Source organism: Rhodoferax sp. LS1P39, from assembly GCF_056521425.1.
Genome location: NZ_JBWMAV010000008.1, coordinates 111227 through 126324, shown reverse-complemented (window position 1 = coordinate 126324; position 15098 = coordinate 111227). Strand labels below are relative to the sequence as shown.

Here is a 15098-nt window from a genome sequence, read left to right as displayed (position 1 = left end):
AGGGTTATCGCTAGTAGCTTTGGGTTTTGATGCACACTTGCCTACGTTATTTCTTTTTAACCCGATAGGAACATTGATATGAAAAAGAGTTTGATTGCTCTGGCCGTTTTGGCTTCCACTGGCGCTATGGCCCAGTCCTCCGTGACTTTGTACGGTATCGTTGACGTGAACTTGCAGTCCAGCAAAGTTGACGGCGGCGTTCGCCAGACCGCGCTGGAAAGCGGCGGCGTGTCCGGCAGCCGTTTCGGCCTGAAGGGTTCTGAAGATCTGGGCGGCGGCTTGAAGGCCATCTTCCTGCTGGAAAGCGGCTTTAACGCTGACGACGGCTCCAGCCGTACCTCTGGCTCCACATTCGACCGCCAGTCCTACGTTGGTCTGGCCGGTGGTTTCGGTGAGATCCAACTGGGTAACTCCTGGACCCCTCTGGATGACATCCATGGCAACGCTAACGCCGTGTTTGACTCCATCCTGTCGCCTACCGCTTACATCCAAGCCGGTTATGTCGCCAGCCCCAAGAACCAGATCAAGTACATCTCCCCCAGCTTCGGCGGCCTGACCGGCACCGTGAGCTACGCTCTGGGCGAAAACAAGACTGCCACCACCAGCGCAAAGAACGTGTTTGGCTTGAATGTCCAGTACGCAGCAGGTCCTCTGTACGTTGGTTACGCTTACCAAAACGACAAGAAGTCTGACGCTGTAGCGACTGGCGGCACGGGTGTTACCACCAAGCACAACCTGCTGAACGCTACGTACGACCTCGGCGTTGCCAAGCTGCTGGCCAGCTACCGCAATGTGAAGAACCCTGACACCGGCTACGAAAAAGAAAACACCGTGCAAATCGGTGTTGACATTCCGGTCGGCGCCAGCCTGGTGGTGTCCACCGGTTACGCCCGTGCCAAGTCGGAAGCTGCTGGCTTTGCTGACCTGACCACCAATGGCTTCGCCATCGGCGCTTCCTACAGCCTGTCGAAGCGTACTTCGGTGTACACCGGCTACAACCGTACCGAAGCAAAGATTGCTGACGAAAAGGTCAAGGGCAACCTGTACGCTGTTGGCATTCGCCACGCGTTCTAAATCCACGCTGGCGTAAGCCAGTGAGATTTAAAAGCACAAAAAGCCACCCGGTTCGCCGGGTGGCTTTTTTCATGGGCGATTGTTTGTTATGTCAATAGTTTCTATCAAAACGTCAATATTCACGCATAAAGCTAGCAATATTGGCGATTTACATTGACATGCCGTGTGGCGACACTAGATGCATTCCCCACCAAAGGCCTGCACCATGACTTCCACCTCCCTCGTTTCCACCCCGTTCCTCAGCGCCCATGACGTGGCCACCATCGTCCAACGCAAGGGGCTGGATGCTTGCCTGCGGGGCATGGCCGACACCATCCAGGCCGACTTTCTGCGCTGGGAAGCCTTTGACAAGTGCGCCCGTGTGGCCAGCCATTCCACCGACGGTGTGATCGAGCTGATGCCGATTGCCGACGACCTGAGCTACGCCTTCAAGTACGTCAACGGCCACCCCAAGAACAATGCCTTGCACGGCCTGCCCACGGTGATGGCGTTTGGCGTGCTGGCCAGCGTGGCCACCGGCGTGCCCGAGCTGCTGAGCGAGCTGACCCTGACCACCGCCATCCGCACCGCCGCCACCTCGGTGGTCGCCGCCCGCGCCCTGGCCCGCCCCAACAGCCGCAGCATGGCGCTGATCGGCAACGGCGCACAAAGCGAATTCCAGGCCCTGGCCTTCCACTACCTGATGGGCATCGAGGAAGTGCGCCTGTTCGACACCGACCCGCTGGCCACTGCCAAGCTGGCCGACAACTTGCGTGCTACCGGCCTGAAAGTGGTGATCTGCACCAACAGCCTGGATGCCGTGCGCGGTGCCGACATCGTCACCACCGTCACTGCCGACAAAACCAATGCCACCATCCTCACGCCCGAGATGATCGAACCCGGCATGCACATCAACGGCGTGGGTGGCGACTGCCCTGGCAAGACCGAGCTGCACCCCGACGTGCTGCGCGCCGCCAGCGTGTTTGTGGAATACGAGCCGCAAACCCGCATCGAAGGCGACCTGCAGCAACTGCCCGCCGACTTTGCCGTCACCGAACTCTGGCGTGTGCTCAGCGGCCAGGCCGTGGGCCGCACCAGCGATGCGCAGATCACCGTTTTTGATTCCGTCGGCTTTGCCATGGAAGACTATTCGGCCCTGCGCTTCATGCGCGACACCGCCCGCGAGCTGGGCCTGGGCCAGCGTTTGGCGCTGATTCCCGACCTCGCCGACCCGAAAGATTTGTATAGTCTGGTACGACCCACGGCCTCGCGCTTTGTGGCACCTGTTTCCCTAGCCGACACCCAAACAGCATGAACCATTCCACCCTGGGCGTGAGCCTGATTGGCGTACCCACCGACATCGGTGCGGGCGTACGCGGCGCGCGCATGGGCCCCGAGGCCCTGCGGGTCGCGGGCCTGGCCCAGGCGCTGGAGCAGGCCGGGCTGGACGTGCGCGACTGCGGCAACATCCGCGGCCCGGCCAACCCCTGGCTGCCCCCGGTGGACGGCTACCGCCACCTGCCCGAAGTAGCCCAGTGGAACGAGCTCACGCACAACGTGGTCTACAAAGAACTCAGCGCTGGCCGCCTGCCCATCATGCTGGGCGGCGACCACTGCTTAGGCATCGGCTCCATCAGCGCCGTGGCCCGCCACTGCCGCGACACCGGCAAAAAGCTGCGCGTGCTGTGGCTGGACGCGCATGCCGACTTCAACACCGCCGCGCTCACCCCCAGCGGCAACATCCACGGCATGCCGGTGGCCTGCCTGTGCGGCCACGGCCCGCAGGAGCTGGTGCAGATCGGCGGCCACGTGCCCGCCATCAGCGCCCGCGAGATCGTCCAGATCGGTATCCGCAGCGTGGATGCCGGGGAAAAGCGCTTTGTGCACGAGCAAGGCATTGAAGTTTTCGACATGCGCTTTATCGACGAGATGGGCATTCGCCACACCATGGAGATGGCGCTGGACGGGCTGGATGCCAACACCCATTTGCATGTCAGCCTGGACGTGGACTTTCTCGACCCCGACATCGCCCCCGGCGTGGGCACCACCGTGCGCGGCGGCCCCAACTACCGCGAAGCCCAGCTGTGCATGGAAATGATTGCCGACACCGGCCTGCTGGCCTCGCTGGACATCGTGGAGCTCAACCCCGCGCTGGACGTGCGCAACCAGACCGCCGAGCTGGCGGTGGATTTGGTCGAAAGCCTGTTTGGCAAAAGCACGCTGATGCGCCAGGTGACGGATGCAACATGACTTTTTGTCGGCCTTGATGGTCTTGCTGATCGTCACCGACCCGCTGGGCAACGTGCCCATCGTGCTCAGCCTGCTGCGCAACACGCCCAAAGAACGGCGCTTCTGGGTCATCACCCGGGAGTGCCTGTTTGCGCTGGTGATTCTGCTGGTGTTCATGCTGGTAGGCGACCGGCTGCTGCACGTCATGCACCTCACCGATGCCTCGCTGGAAATCGCGGGCGGCGTGATCCTGTTTTTGATCGCCATGGGCATGGCCTTTCCGAGCATGGGTGTGAGCTTTTCCGGCCCCGAGCAAGAGGCCGAGCCCATGCTGGTGCCGCTGGCGATTCCGATGATTGCCGGGCCGTCTTCGCTGGCCACCGTGCTGCTGCTGGCCTCGCGCCAGCCCGAGCGCATGCTCAGTTGGGCCGGCGCCATCACCCTGAGCATGGTGGTGGTGTGGGTGGTGCTGCTGTCGGCCAGCGGGCTGGCGCGGCGCATTGGCAAATCCGGCCTGATCGCGCTGGAGCGCCTGATGGGCTTGCTGCTGGCGGCCATGGCGGTGCAGATGCTGATTTCGGGGCTGCGCAATGCATTCCCAATAATTTCTGGATAGTCAAAAAATTCGAAATTAATCACTAGTTGGTTAGATTTATTTGGTGAGATTGTTTTGTTTTAACCCGGCAAACTAGCGGTTATTGCAGTCACCCACCAGGAAATCCACCATGCGTTTGCCCAGCCCCTACCGCTCCGAGTCCGAAACCGTTGCCCACCGTCTTGCCGCCCTGTCGGGCGCGCTGGACTGGGGTGTAGCTTCCGCCCCCGCGCGGCCCTGGGTGCAGGCCGTGCGCGACAACCCGCCGCCGTTCTGGGCCATGGAAAGCCTGCTGCGCGAATACCCCATTTCCAGCGCCGAGGGCCTGGCCCTGATGCGCCTGGCCGAAGCCCTGCTGCGCGTGCCCGATGCCGAAACGGCGATTGCCCTCACGGCAGACCAGCTCGGCCGCGCCGACTTTGACGGCATGGACGAAACCGGTGCCGCATCGGTGCTGGGCCGCTCCACCCTGGCCAAGCTGTCCAGCAGCGCCATCGCACTGTCAAAAAAGTTTTTGCCCGAAGCCGAAGCCCCCCAAGGCCTGCTCACCAAGCTGGGGGCCAAGACCGTGGTGGCCGCTACCGTGCGCGCCGTGCAGCTCCTGGGCCGCCAGTTCGTGCTGGGCCAGACCATTGGTGATGCCATGGACGAAGCCGCATCCGCCCGCAAAAAGCAGCCCCAGCTCACCTACAGCTACGACATGCTGGGCGAGGGCGCACGCACCGATGCGGATGCGCTGAACTACCTGCAAAGCTATAAGAGCGCTATTGAATCAATAGCTGGTCGTGCCGATAAGACGGGCGCTACCGAGAAAAACGACGGTATTTCCATCAAGCTCAGCGCCCTGCATCCGCGCTACGAATGGACCCAGCGCGAGCGCGTGCTGGCCGAGCTGGTGCCGCGCGTCTGGGCTCTGTGCGAGCAGGCCGCCCGCGCCAACATCAACCTCACCATTGATGCCGAAGAAGTCGACCGCCTGGAGCTGTCGCTCGACGTGTTCGAAGCCCTGGCCGCGCTGGTCGCCCAGCACCAGCCGCAGTGGCGTGGCTTTGGGCTTGCCATGCAGGCCTACCAGACCCGGGCGCTGGAACTCATCGAGCACATCGCCAGCATTGGCCGCAAATACAAGCTGCGCCTGATGTGCCGTTTGGTGAAAGGCGCGTACTGGGATTCGGAAATCAAGCGCGCCCAGGAGCTGGGCCTGCCGCACTACCCCGTGTTCACCCACAAGCACCACACCGACGTGTCCTATCTGGCCTGCGCTAAGGCCCTGCTGGATGCGCCCGATGCCATCTACCCCCAGTTCGCCACGCACAACGCGGCCACCATCGCCGCCATCCTGCACCTGGCCGCCAAGAGCGGCAACCCGTTCGAGCTGCAGCGCCTGCACGGCATGGGCGAGGGCGTGTACCGCGAGGTGCTGAAGAACCCGCTGATCGGCTGCCGCGTCTACGCCCCCGTGGGTAAGCACCGCGACCTGCTGGCCTACCTGGTGCGCCGCCTGCTGGAAAACGGCGCGAACTCGTCCTTCGTGCACCAGCTGGCCGACGAGTCGGTGGGCATGGAAGAAATTCTGGTCTCGCCCCTGCGCCTGGAGCCGCAATCGGCCTTTGTGCTGCCGCCCGTGCTGTTTGGCAACGGCCGCAAAAACAGCGCCGGGCTCGACCTGGAAGTCGCCACCCAGCGCGCCGCACTGCAAACCGCGTATGACAGCCTGGTGGTTCCCAGCGTGCCAGAGTTTGATGCCAAATTGGCAGCCAGCGCTTATTCCACCAGCGCGAGTAGCTATAAACTTTGGAGCAAAACGCCCACCGCCCAGCGCGCCGCCCTGTTGCGCCAAAGCGCCGATTTGCTGGAACACCAGATGCCCCGCTTCTGCGCCATCCTGGTCAAGGAAGCCTTCAAGACCTGGGGCGATGCCGTGTCGGAGGTGCGCGAAGCCGTGGACTTCTTGCGCTTCTACGCCGACGAGGCCGAACGCATCATGGCCCCCGTCGCCTTGCCCGGCCCGACCGGTGAAACCAACGAACTGCGCCTGACCGCGCGCGGCGTGTGGGTCTGCATCAGCCCCTGGAACTTCCCGTTGGCCATCTTCATGGGCCAGGTCGCCGCCGCCCTGGCTACCGGCAACACCGTGCTGGCCAAGCCCGCCGAGCAAACCCCGTTTGTCGCCCTGGAAGCCGTGCGCCTGCTGCACGCCGCCGGTGTGCCCGAGGGCGCGGTACAGCTGCTGCACGGCCCCGGCGAAACCGTGGGCGCGTCCCTGGTGGCGCTGCCCGGCATTGCGGGCGTGGTGTTTACCGGCTCCACCCCCGTGGCCCGCATCATCAACCGCACCCTGGCCGCCAAAGACGGCCCCATCATCCCGCTGATCGCCGAAACCGGCGGCATCAACGCCATGCTGGTGGACAGCACTGCCCTGCCCGAGCAGGTGGTGGATGCCGTGGTGCAAAGCGCCTTCCGCAGCGCGGGCCAGCGCTGCTCCGCCCTGCGCCTGCTGTGTGTGCACGAAGCGATTGCCGACCATGTGATCGAAATGGTCCAGGGCGCGGCTAAAGAGCTGGTGCTGGGCAACACCGCCGAGTGGGCCACCGACGTGGGCCCCGTGATCGACAAGGAAGCCTTCGACGGCATCCAGAAACACATCCAGCGCTTGAATACATCGGCAAAATCACTGCTGTCGCTTATTCCACCAGCGCAGGCAGCTACTAATCTAATAGCGCCACAAGCTTTCGAGCTGAAACAGGTGGCCGACGTGGCGCAGGAAATCTTCGGCCCCGTGCTGCACATCGTGCGCTGGTCGGGTGACCCGCAGGCCGTGGTCGAGCAGATCAACGCCCTGGGCTACGGCCTCACCCTGGGCATCCAGACCCGCATCGACAGCCGCGCGCACGCCCTGGCCGCCGCCGCCCACATCGGCAACGTCTACATCAACCGCAACATCATTGGCGCAGTGGTCGGCGTGCAGCCCTTCGGCGGCGAAGGCCTGAGCGGCACGGGGCCCAAAGCAGGCGGCCCCAACTACCTGGTGCGCTTCTGCGCCGAGCAGACGCTGACGGTGAACACTACCGCAGCGGGCGGCAACGCGGCGCTGCTGGCGGCGATGCCCTGACGAGCCAGGTGCCCGTCACGCCTCGGCGGGCATGGTCGGCGCAAAGGTGTGGTCCATGGCCTCCAGGCTGCAGTCCAGCAAGGCCGGGGCGACTTCGCGCTCCAGCACATCGAACATGCTTTCCACGAAGTCCATGAGCCCATCCGAGGCGGCAATGGCCGCGTCCACATGGCCGTTGGCCACGGCATCGATCACGGCGATATGGCCGTCGACGGTGCTCCGTAGGTTGGCATGGTGCGCGGTCTGCATGTGGTAGATCCAGCCGATGCGCCGGAAAATGGTGTGCAGCGGGCGCAGCGTGCTTTCCACAAACGGCTCGTTGGCGGCGGCCAGAAATAGCTGGTCGATGCGCCGGTCCACCTGGTTGAACTGCGCAATCTCCATGTCGGCACCGTGCTCGATCAGCTGGCGGCGGATGTGCAGCATCTGGTTGCGCTGCGACGCGCCTGAGCGCTCGGTGGCCAGGCGGATCACGAAACGCTCCATGTCCCGGCGCAGTTGCAACAGCACGCGTTCGCGGCTGAGGTCCACCGGGGCGATCTGGATGCCGTGGCGCGGCGAGACGATGACCAGGGTGTCTGCGGCCAGGCGGCTCACTGCCTGGTGCACCGGCGTGCGGCCCAGGCCCACCATGGCTTGCAGCTCGTGGGTAGCCAGAAAACGCCCGGGTTTGAGCTCGCAGCTCACCAGCAAGCTTTCGATTTGCTCATAGGCCTGGTCGGACAGGTTGGTCTGGCTGCGGGGGCGCGGTGGTTCCTGCGGTGGCGCGGGCGCTGCCACCGATGGGGAACGGGGGCCGGGGGGCGAAGCCATAGTGCTCTTTCTGTGGAGGCAATGGCAGGCGCAGCAGGCCTGCATGCAAACGGCAAGCATACCCTGGTCTTTCAGCGGCGACGCTTGTCCTGTGCCTCGGTTTTGCAGGGGACCTGCATGAAATGGTAGATGCTGGCGGGCGCTATGCATGCGGGTATTCACTATGATGTTTCGTGAAATATCACGTTATTCTTTGGCTCCAATGGACGGCCTGGCAGGTGGTGCCGCCAGCCTCTTTGAACAACGTCTGCGGTGCCATGTGCCCGTATGGAGGAACCCTCAACCATGTCACATCCTCTTTTCAATCTGTCCGGCCGTACCGCCCTGGTCACCGGCTCCTCGCGCGGCCTGGGTCATGCGATTGCCGAAGGTTTGGCCCAGGCGGGTGCCCGGCTGGTCTTGAATGGCGTGGATGCCGAGCGGTTGCAGCACAGCGCCGCCGCCTTGCGTGCCAAGGGCCACGCGGTGGAAGCTGCAGCTTTCGATGTGACCGACGAGGCCGGTGTCTGTGCGGCTTTTGCGCGGCTCGATGCTGCCGGTATCGAAGTCGATATCCTGGTCAACAACGCCGGTATCCAGTTGCGCAAGCCCCTGGTCGAGTTGTCGGTGGCGGAATGGAACCGGGTGATCGACACCAACCTGACCAGCGCTTTTCTGGTTGGCCGCGAAGCCGCGCGCCGTATGGTTGCGCGCGGGCGCGGCGGCAAGGTCATCAACATCGGCTCCCTCACCAGCGAGGCGGCGCGCGCCACGGTGGGGCCGTACACGGCGGCCAAGGGCGGCATCAAGATGCTGACCCGTGCCATGGCAGCCGAATGGGCCGAGCATGGCATCCAGGCCAACGCCATCGGACCCGGCTACATGGCCACCGAAATGAACCAGGCGTTGATCGAAAATCCGGCGTTCGACGCCTGGGTCAAGGGCCGCACACCGGCCCGCCGCTGGGGCCGTCCGGACGAGTTGGCGGGTACGGCGATTTACCTGGCATCGTCCGCGTCCGACTATGTAAACGGGCAGATCATTTACGTGGACGGCGGCATGCTCGCGGTGTTGTGATGTCCAGCAAGCATTTCGATGTGGTGGCCCTGGGTGAGGCCCTGCTGGAGTTCAATCAGACCCAGCCCGGCGAGCCCCGGTACCTGCAAGGTTTTGGCGGCGACACCAGCAACGCAGTGATTGCCGCTGCCCGCGCCGGGGCCCGCACCGCCTACCTGAGCCGCCTGGGCGGCGACTGGTTTGGTGCCGAACTGCGCGCCCTCTGGGCCCGCGAAGGGGTCGATGCCTCGGCGGTCGAGACCGACCCGGACCATCCGACCGGTATTTACTTTGTGCAGCACTGCCCCACCGGGCACCAGTTCAGCTACCTGCGCGCCGGGTCGGCGGCCAGTGCCATGGACCCGGGCTGGCTGCCCCGCACGGTGGTGCAGCAGGCGCGGATTCTCCATGTTTCGGGCATTTCCCTGGCGATTTCGGCCCGCGCAGAAGACACGGTGCTGGCCGCCATGCAAGAGGCCCGTGCCCACCAGACGCTGGTGTCCTTTGATTCGAACCTGCGCTTGACACTGTGGCAGCTGGAGCGGGCACTGCCCGCAATCACTGCCGCGCTGGCCTGGTGCGACCTGTTTTTGCCCAGCCAGGAAGACATGGACACACTGCTCGGACCGATGGCCCCCGAGGCGATTCTGGACTGGGCCCACCAGCAGGGCGTGCGCACCGTGGTGTTGAAGTTGGGCGGGCAGGGCTGCCTGGTCAGCGACGGCCAGCGCCGCCTCCACGTACCTGCGCGCACGGTGCCGCTGGTCGATGCCACCGGCGCGGGCGACTGCTTTTGCGGCAACCTGCTGGCACGCCTGGCCGCTGGTGCCGACGTGTTCGAGGCCGCGCAGTACGCCAATGTGGCGGCATCGCTGGCCGTGCAAGGTTTTGGTGCCGTGGCTCCGCTGCCGCACCAGGCGGCGGTGCTGGCGGCCATGGCCTGAAGCACTGTCTGGTTCGTTTTCTTTCACCCACTCTGTGAGACCGTTATGAAACTCCTGCGCTTATCCCTTTCCGCCGTGGCCGCCACCCTGGCCGCCGCCTTGTTCTCGGCTACCGTGGCTGCCGCCGACTACCCGACGCGACCGATCGAGGTGGTGGTGCCATCCTCTGCCGGGGGCGGCACCGATGTGATGGCGCGGCTGTTTGCCGACACCGCCAAAAAGTATGTACCCCAGCCCTTCATCGTCAGCAACAAGCCTGGCGCGGGCGGCGGTATCGGCATGAGCGAGGTGCAGCGTGCCACGCCCGACGGCTACAAGATCGGCGTACTGATCTCCGAGCTGGCCATCATTCCGCACATGGGCATCAGCAAGGTGACCACCAAGGACTTCATCCCGATCGCCCGCCTGAACGGCGACCCGGGCCTGATCGCCGTGCGCAGCGACGCGCCCTGGCAGTCGATCGACGAACTGCTGGCCCAGGCACGCAAACAGCCCGGCACGGTGTCCATGGGCAACGCCGGTACCGGCACCATATGGCACCTGGCGGCCGCGGCGGTGGAAGAAAAAGCCGATGTGCGCTTTAACCACGTGCCGTTCCAGGGCGCGGCCCCCAGCGTGCTGGCGCTGGTGGGCGGGCATGTGGATGCGATCACCGTCAGCCCGGCGGAAATCGGCGGCCATGTGGCGGCGGGCAAGGTGCGCGTGCTGGTCGCCATGGCCGAGCGCCGCCTTCCCGCGCCGTTCGACAAGGTGGCGACCTTCAAGGAAAAAGGTGTGGATCTGGTGATGGGCACCTGGCGTGGCCTGGGTGTGCCGTTGGGTACCGCACCCGAAGTGGTGCAGTATTTGCGCGAAGCCGCCCGCAAGACCGCTGAAGACCCGGCCTTTCGCGATGCGCTGGTGCGGGCCAACCTGCAGCCTGCGTACATGGACGGTGAGGCGTTCCAGGTTTTCATGAACAACGCCTCCACCCACTTCAAGAAGCTGGTGGGCGATATCAACCCGCAAAAGTAAGCCATCCGCCTGCAGCAGAGAGAAGCACCATGGCCACCCTGATCACCGATGTCAAAGTCATACTCACCGCGCCCGAGGGCATCAACCTCATGGTGGTGCGGATCGAGACCAACCAGCCAGGCCTGTATGGCCTGGGCTGCGCCACCTTTGCCTACCGCCAGCTGGCCGTGCAGTGCCTGGTGGAGCAATACCTGAAGCCGCTGTTGCTGGGCCGAGATGCCACGGCCATCGAGGAGCTGTGGCAGCTGATGCACCAGAACGCCTACTGGCGTAACGGACCTATCGAGAACAATGCCATCTCGGGCGTGGATATGGCGCTGTGGGACATCAAAGGCAAGATGGCCAACATGCCGCTGTACCAGCTATTCGGTGGCAAGTGCCGCGAGGGTGTGCCGATCTACCGGCATGCCGACGGCCGCGATCTGGCCGAGCTGTGCGACAACATCCAGAAGTACCGTGCGCAGGGCATCACCCATATCCGCTGCCAGAACGGCGGTTACGGCGGTGGTGGCTTTGGCGCGGCCCCGGCCACGGCGCCGCAGGGCGCGCTGGACGGCATCTACCTGGACAGCAAGCAATACATGCGCGAAACCCTGAAGCTATTTGACGGCATCCGCAGCCAGGTCGGCTTTGATGTGGCGCTGTGCCACGACGTGCACGAGCGCCTCAAACCCAGTGAGGCGATCCAGTTCGCCTGTGCGCTGGAACCCTATGACCTGTTCTTTCTGGAAGACGCGATTGCGCTGGAAGAGGGCGAGTGGCTGCGCCAACTGCGCGCCAAAACCACCACGCCACTGGCGCAGGGCGAGCTTTTCAATAATCCGGCGGAATGGAAGTTTCTGATCGTCGAGCGACTGATCGACTACATCCGTGTGCACCTGAGCCAGATCGGTGGCATCACCGCCGGGCGCAAGCTGCAGATATTTGCCGAGCAGTTCGGCGTGCGCACCGCTTGGCACGGCCCGGGCGACATGTCGCCGCTGGGCCATGCGGCGAATATCCACATCGACCTGGCGGCGCGCAATTTTGGGGTGCAGGAATGGTCGGGCACCGAGCCGCCCAACTTTGTGATCCAGGAACTGAAAGGCCCGCGCGATGCGCTGCTGGAGGTGTTTCCTGGCCTGCCGGTGTACCGCAACGGCTACGTCTATGCCAACGACCAACCGGGCTTGGGCGTGGACATCAACGAGGCCGAGGCCCAAAAGTACCCTTGCGAGCATGCCACCACGGTCTGGACCCAGACCCGGCTGCGCGACGGCACGCTGCAGACACCGTGAGCGATTTGCTACTGAAAGCGTAGCTGCTTACGCCGAAGGAATAAGCGCTGAAGCCATAAAATCCTTGTGTTTTCGGGGGGCTAGAATCGGGCTTGCCCATGCCCAAAATCATCCTCTTCAACAAGCCCTTTAACGTCCTCACCCAGTTCCGCCCCGATGGCGACCGGGCTACGTTGGCGCAGTTCATCACTGACCCCAGCTTGCGCGTGGCGGGGAGGCTGGACCGGGATTCGGAGGGGCTGTTGCTGCTGACCGACGACGGCGTGCTCAATGCGCGCATCACCCAGCCGCAGGAAAAGCAGTTCAAGACCTACCAGGTGCAGGTGGACGGCACGCCCACCGAGGCGGCTTTGCAGGCACTGCGCCAGGGCGTGTTGTTGAACGACGGCATGACCTTGCCCGCCGAGGCCCGGCAGATCACCGAGCCGCCCGGCCTGTGGCCGCGCACGCCGCCGGTACGCTACCGCGCCCACCTGCCCACCGCCTGGCTGGAGATACGCATCTGCGAGGGGCGCAACCGCCAGGTGCGGCGCATGACGGCGGCGGTGGGGCTGCCCACGCTGCGGCTGGTGCGGGTGCAGATCGGGGCGTACCGGCTGGGCGACTTGCAGCCGGGGGCCTGGACAGAATTTATATAAAAAGTGCCTCTAGCGCTTATTCTATAGGCGGTAGCAGCTATAAATTCAGTAGTGTTTTGAGGGGCGAGGTGTCTTTGCGGAACGGACATCGGTGGGGCCAAACCCGCCCCTATACTGGCCTGCAACATGGCTTTGTCCGAAAGGTTTTACGTGGCCTCTACCCCCTCTTCTACCCCCTCTTCTGCGGCATCCAAAAAGGCCTTGCCCGGCCCGCACCACGAGCAATGCACGCTGGTGCTGCAGGGCGGGGGCGCGCTGGGTGCCTACCAGGCGGGGGTCTACGAGGCGCTGGAAGAAAACGGCATCTGCCCCGAGTGGGTGGCGGGCGTGTCGATCGGGGCCATCAACGCGGCCATCATCGCGGGCAACCCCCAGCCGCTGCGGGTGCCCCGGCTGAAGGCGTTTTGGGAGGGCGTGTCGTCGCAGCTGCTGGCCCCGGCACCGCCTGCCGCCTGGGGTATCCAGGCGCGCGAGTTGTTCAACGAATCCAGCGCGGCCATGGTGTCCATGCTGGGGGTGCCCGGCTTCTTCCAGCCCCGCGTACCGGCAGCGCCGTACCAGCCGCAGGGCACGCTGGCGGCTTTGGGCATTTACGACACCGAGCCGCTGCGCGCCACGCTGCTCAAACTGGTGGACTTTGACCGCATCAACCGTAACTGCCCCGACGGCAATGTGCGGCTGTCGGTGGGCGCGGTCAATGTGACCACCGGCAACTTTGCCTACTTTGATTCTGCCGACCGGCAGCACCCCCAACCGCTGGGGCCGCAGCACATCATGGCCAGCGGCGCGCTGCCGCCGGGGTTTTCGCCGGTGGAGATCGACGGCGAGTTCTATTGGGACGGCGGGCTGGTGTCCAACACCCCGCTGCAGTATGTGATTGACCAGCCGGCGGACAAAGACATGCTGGTGTTCCAGGTGGACCTGTTCAGCGCCCGGGGCCATTTGCCGCGCAACCTGAACGAAGTGGCCGAGCGGGGCAAGGACATCCAGTTTGCCAGCCGTACCCGCTTCAATACCGACCTGGTGGCTACGCAGCAAAGGCTTGCCAGTGCGGCGCAAAAGCTGGCCGCCAAGCTGCCCCCCGAATTTGCCAACGACCCCGACCTGCAAACGCTGCTGAAAGCCGGATCGGCCAGCGCCCTGACCGTGGTGCACCTGATCCACCGCAGCAAGCACTACGCCACCCAGGCCAAAGACTACGAGTTCTCCCGCGCCACCGTGCGTGAGCACTGGGCCGCCGGGCGGGCTGACGTGGAGCGCAGCCTGGCCGATCCGCGCTGGGCCGAGCGTTGCCGCTCGCAGGTAGGCATTACCGTGCTGGACTTGACCAAGCCTGAGACGCGCTAAACGACTTGCACTGAATCGCGCACCACCAGGGTAGGCTCCAGCAGGCGCTGGGGTTCGGTCAACACTTCCCCGGCGGCCAGCCGCAAGGCCAGTTGGGCGGCGGTGCGGGCCAGTTCGGCCACGGGATGGCGCACGGTGGTCAGGCGCGGATGGATCAGGTCGGCGTATTCCACGTCGTCAAAGCCGATCAGCGACAACTCGGTGGGCACCGCGATACCGGCAGCCCGGCAAAAATTCAGCGCGCCAAAAGCCATCTGGTCGTTCAGGCAAAACACGGCTGTCAAACCCGGTTGGCGGGCCCGCAACTCGGCCATGCAGGTGCTGCCCGAAGCAAAGTGGAAGTCGCCCTCGCACACCCGCTCGGGCGGCAGCTTGAGTCCGGCGGTTTTCAGCGTGCTGCGAAAAGCGGACAGGCGCTGTGTGCTTTCGGGGTTGGAGCGCGGCCCGGCAATCACCCCGATGTCGCGGTGGCCGCAGCGCAGCAGGTACTGGGCCGCCAACTGGCCGCCGGTGTGGTTGTCGAGTTGCACGCAGCGGGTTTCAAACCCCGGCACGGTGCGGTGGATGACCACCATGTGCGGGTTGTGGCGCAGCATCTCGGCCAGCGCCTGGTCGGACAGCTGGCCGGGGTACAAGATGATGGCATCGCAGCGCCGCTGCCGCAGAAACTGCAGGCCGTTGGCCACCTCGTCCACGCTGTTCTTGCCGCAGGTGACGACAAGATGGCTGCCCACGGCGCTGACCGCTTCTTCGACTTCATTGACCAGCGGCGCAAAAAACGCCCCGGACAAATGCGGCACCACCAGCCCTACGCATTCCGAGCGGCGGGAGGCCAGCGAGGCGGCAAAGCTGTTGCGCGAAAAGTCCAGTTCGCGCATGGCGGCTTCCACCTTCAGGCGGGTGGCTTCGCGCACTTTGTGCGGGTCGTTCATGACCCGGGAGACGGTGGCGCTGGAGACACCGGCCAGGGCGGCGACGGTGTGGATGGTGGACATGGCGGGGGTAACTCAGGTTGCCGGAGGGTCAAATACCTCCGTGGCC

Annotated in this window: 13 protein-coding genes; 11 read left to right on the top strand and 2 right to left on the bottom strand. The window is 64.5% G+C overall.

Translation table 11 applies throughout. From position 1 onward, the window contains the following. The first annotated feature begins 78 nt into the window (after positions 1 to 78). From AC097O_RS14430 to AC097O_RS14410, 5 genes are all read left to right on the top strand, one after another. Entirely contained in the window at positions 79 to 1074 is a 996-nt protein-coding gene (locus AC097O_RS14430; RefSeq protein ID WP_479593484.1) for a porin, read from the top strand. Between the two features lie 205 nt (positions 1075 to 1279). Beyond that, on the top strand, positions 1280 to 2368 hold the full coding sequence (locus AC097O_RS14425) for an ornithine cyclodeaminase (protein ID WP_479593483.1): 1089 nt from the start codon (positions 1280 to 1282) through the stop codon (positions 2366 to 2368). Further along, positions 2365 to 3303 (top strand): arginase, encoded by a 939-nt coding sequence (gene rocF / locus AC097O_RS14420; RefSeq protein WP_479593482.1) that lies wholly within the window; start codon positions 2365 to 2367, stop codon positions 3301 to 3303. Before AC097O_RS14425 ends, rocF begins: the two co-directional genes overlap by 4 nt. Continuing rightward, complete coding sequence (locus tag AC097O_RS14415; RefSeq protein WP_479593481.1) at positions 3293 to 3898, top strand: MarC family protein; 606 nt, start codon at positions 3293 to 3295, stop codon at positions 3896 to 3898. Before rocF ends, AC097O_RS14415 begins: the two co-directional genes overlap by 11 nt. A gap of 109 nt (positions 3899 to 4007) precedes the next feature. Continuing rightward, positions 4008 to 6989: an L-glutamate gamma-semialdehyde dehydrogenase gene (locus AC097O_RS14410; RefSeq protein ID WP_479593480.1), complete on the top strand. Its 2982-nt coding sequence runs from the start codon at positions 4008 to 4010 to the stop codon at positions 6987 to 6989. A gap of 15 nt (positions 6990 to 7004) precedes the next feature. Here the strand turns inward: AC097O_RS14410 and AC097O_RS14405 are convergent, their stop codons facing one another. Continuing rightward, positions 7005 to 7802 carry a GntR family transcriptional regulator gene (locus tag AC097O_RS14405; protein ID WP_479593479.1) on the bottom strand — a complete coding sequence of 266 codons (798 nt, stop codon included), beginning with the start codon at positions 7800 to 7802 and terminating at the stop codon, positions 7005 to 7007. A gap of 285 nt (positions 7803 to 8087) precedes the next feature. Between AC097O_RS14405 and AC097O_RS14400 the strand changes: the two genes are divergently transcribed. The 6 genes from AC097O_RS14400 (at position 8088) to AC097O_RS14375 (ending at position 14057) form a co-directional block, all read left to right on the top strand. Then, on the top strand, positions 8088 to 8858 hold the full coding sequence (locus AC097O_RS14400) for an SDR family oxidoreductase (RefSeq protein ID WP_479593478.1): 771 nt from the start codon (positions 8088 to 8090) through the stop codon (positions 8856 to 8858). After that, entirely contained in the window at positions 8858 to 9781 is a 924-nt protein-coding gene (locus AC097O_RS14395) for a sugar kinase (protein WP_479593477.1), read from the top strand. The genes AC097O_RS14400 and AC097O_RS14395 overlap by 1 nt, the downstream gene beginning before the upstream one ends. Before the next feature lie 45 nt (positions 9782 to 9826). After that, positions 9827 to 10795: a tripartite tricarboxylate transporter substrate binding protein gene (locus tag AC097O_RS14390; protein WP_479593476.1), complete on the top strand. Its 969-nt coding sequence runs from the start codon at positions 9827 to 9829 to the stop codon at positions 10793 to 10795. Between the two features lie 29 nt (positions 10796 to 10824). After that, the gene (locus tag AC097O_RS14385) at positions 10825 to 12072 is read left to right on the top strand and encodes an enolase C-terminal domain-like protein (protein ID WP_479593475.1); all 1248 of its coding nucleotides are present in this window, start codon (positions 10825 to 10827) and stop codon (positions 12070 to 12072) included. 98 nt (positions 12073 to 12170) lie between these two features. Then, complete coding sequence (locus AC097O_RS14380) at positions 12171 to 12710, top strand: pseudouridine synthase (RefSeq protein ID WP_479593474.1); 540 nt, start codon at positions 12171 to 12173, stop codon at positions 12708 to 12710. Between the two features lie 150 nt (positions 12711 to 12860). Next, positions 12861 to 14057, top strand: coding sequence for a patatin-like phospholipase family protein (locus AC097O_RS14375; protein ID WP_479593473.1), 1197 nt, complete (start codon positions 12861 to 12863; stop codon positions 14055 to 14057). Here AC097O_RS14375 and AC097O_RS14370 read toward each other — a convergent pair. Next, the gene (locus AC097O_RS14370; RefSeq protein WP_479593472.1) at positions 14054 to 15052 is read right to left on the bottom strand and encodes a LacI family DNA-binding transcriptional regulator; all 999 of its coding nucleotides are present in this window, start codon (positions 15050 to 15052) and stop codon (positions 14054 to 14056) included. The genes AC097O_RS14375 and AC097O_RS14370 overlap by 4 nt on opposite strands. Positions 15053 to 15098: the final 46 nt, after the last annotated feature.

Excerpts from the sequence above, each read along its gene's own strand:
- AC097O_RS14395 (WP_479593477.1), top strand. The coding sequence starts at position 8,858 with ATGTCCAGCAAGCATTTCGATGTGGTGGCCCTGGGTGAGGCCCTGCTG.
- rocF (WP_479593482.1), top strand. The coding sequence starts at position 2,365 with ATGAACCATTCCACCCTGGGCGTGAGCCTGATTGGCGTACCCACCGAC.
- AC097O_RS14410 (WP_479593480.1), top strand. The coding sequence starts at position 4,008 with ATGCGTTTGCCCAGCCCCTACCGCTCCGAGTCCGAAACCGTTGCCCAC.
- AC097O_RS14415 (WP_479593481.1), top strand. The coding sequence starts at position 3,293 with ATGCAACATGACTTTTTGTCGGCCTTGATGGTCTTGCTGATCGTCACC.
- AC097O_RS14385 (WP_479593475.1), top strand. The coding sequence starts at position 10,825 with ATGGCCACCCTGATCACCGATGTCAAAGTCATACTCACCGCGCCCGAG.
- AC097O_RS14400 (WP_479593478.1), top strand. The coding sequence starts at position 8,088 with ATGTCACATCCTCTTTTCAATCTGTCCGGCCGTACCGCCCTGGTCACC.
- AC097O_RS14370 (WP_479593472.1), bottom strand. The coding sequence starts at position 15,052 with ATGTCCACCATCCACACCGTCGCCGCCCTGGCCGGTGTCTCCAGCGCC.
- AC097O_RS14405 (WP_479593479.1), bottom strand. The coding sequence starts at position 7,802 with ATGGCTTCGCCCCCCGGCCCCCGTTCCCCATCGGTGGCAGCGCCCGCG.
- AC097O_RS14390 (WP_479593476.1), top strand. The coding sequence starts at position 9,827 with ATGAAACTCCTGCGCTTATCCCTTTCCGCCGTGGCCGCCACCCTGGCC.
- AC097O_RS14380 (WP_479593474.1), top strand. The coding sequence starts at position 12,171 with ATGCCCAAAATCATCCTCTTCAACAAGCCCTTTAACGTCCTCACCCAG.
- AC097O_RS14430 (WP_479593484.1), top strand. The coding sequence starts at position 79 with ATGAAAAAGAGTTTGATTGCTCTGGCCGTTTTGGCTTCCACTGGCGCT.
- AC097O_RS14425 (WP_479593483.1), top strand. The coding sequence starts at position 1,280 with ATGACTTCCACCTCCCTCGTTTCCACCCCGTTCCTCAGCGCCCATGAC.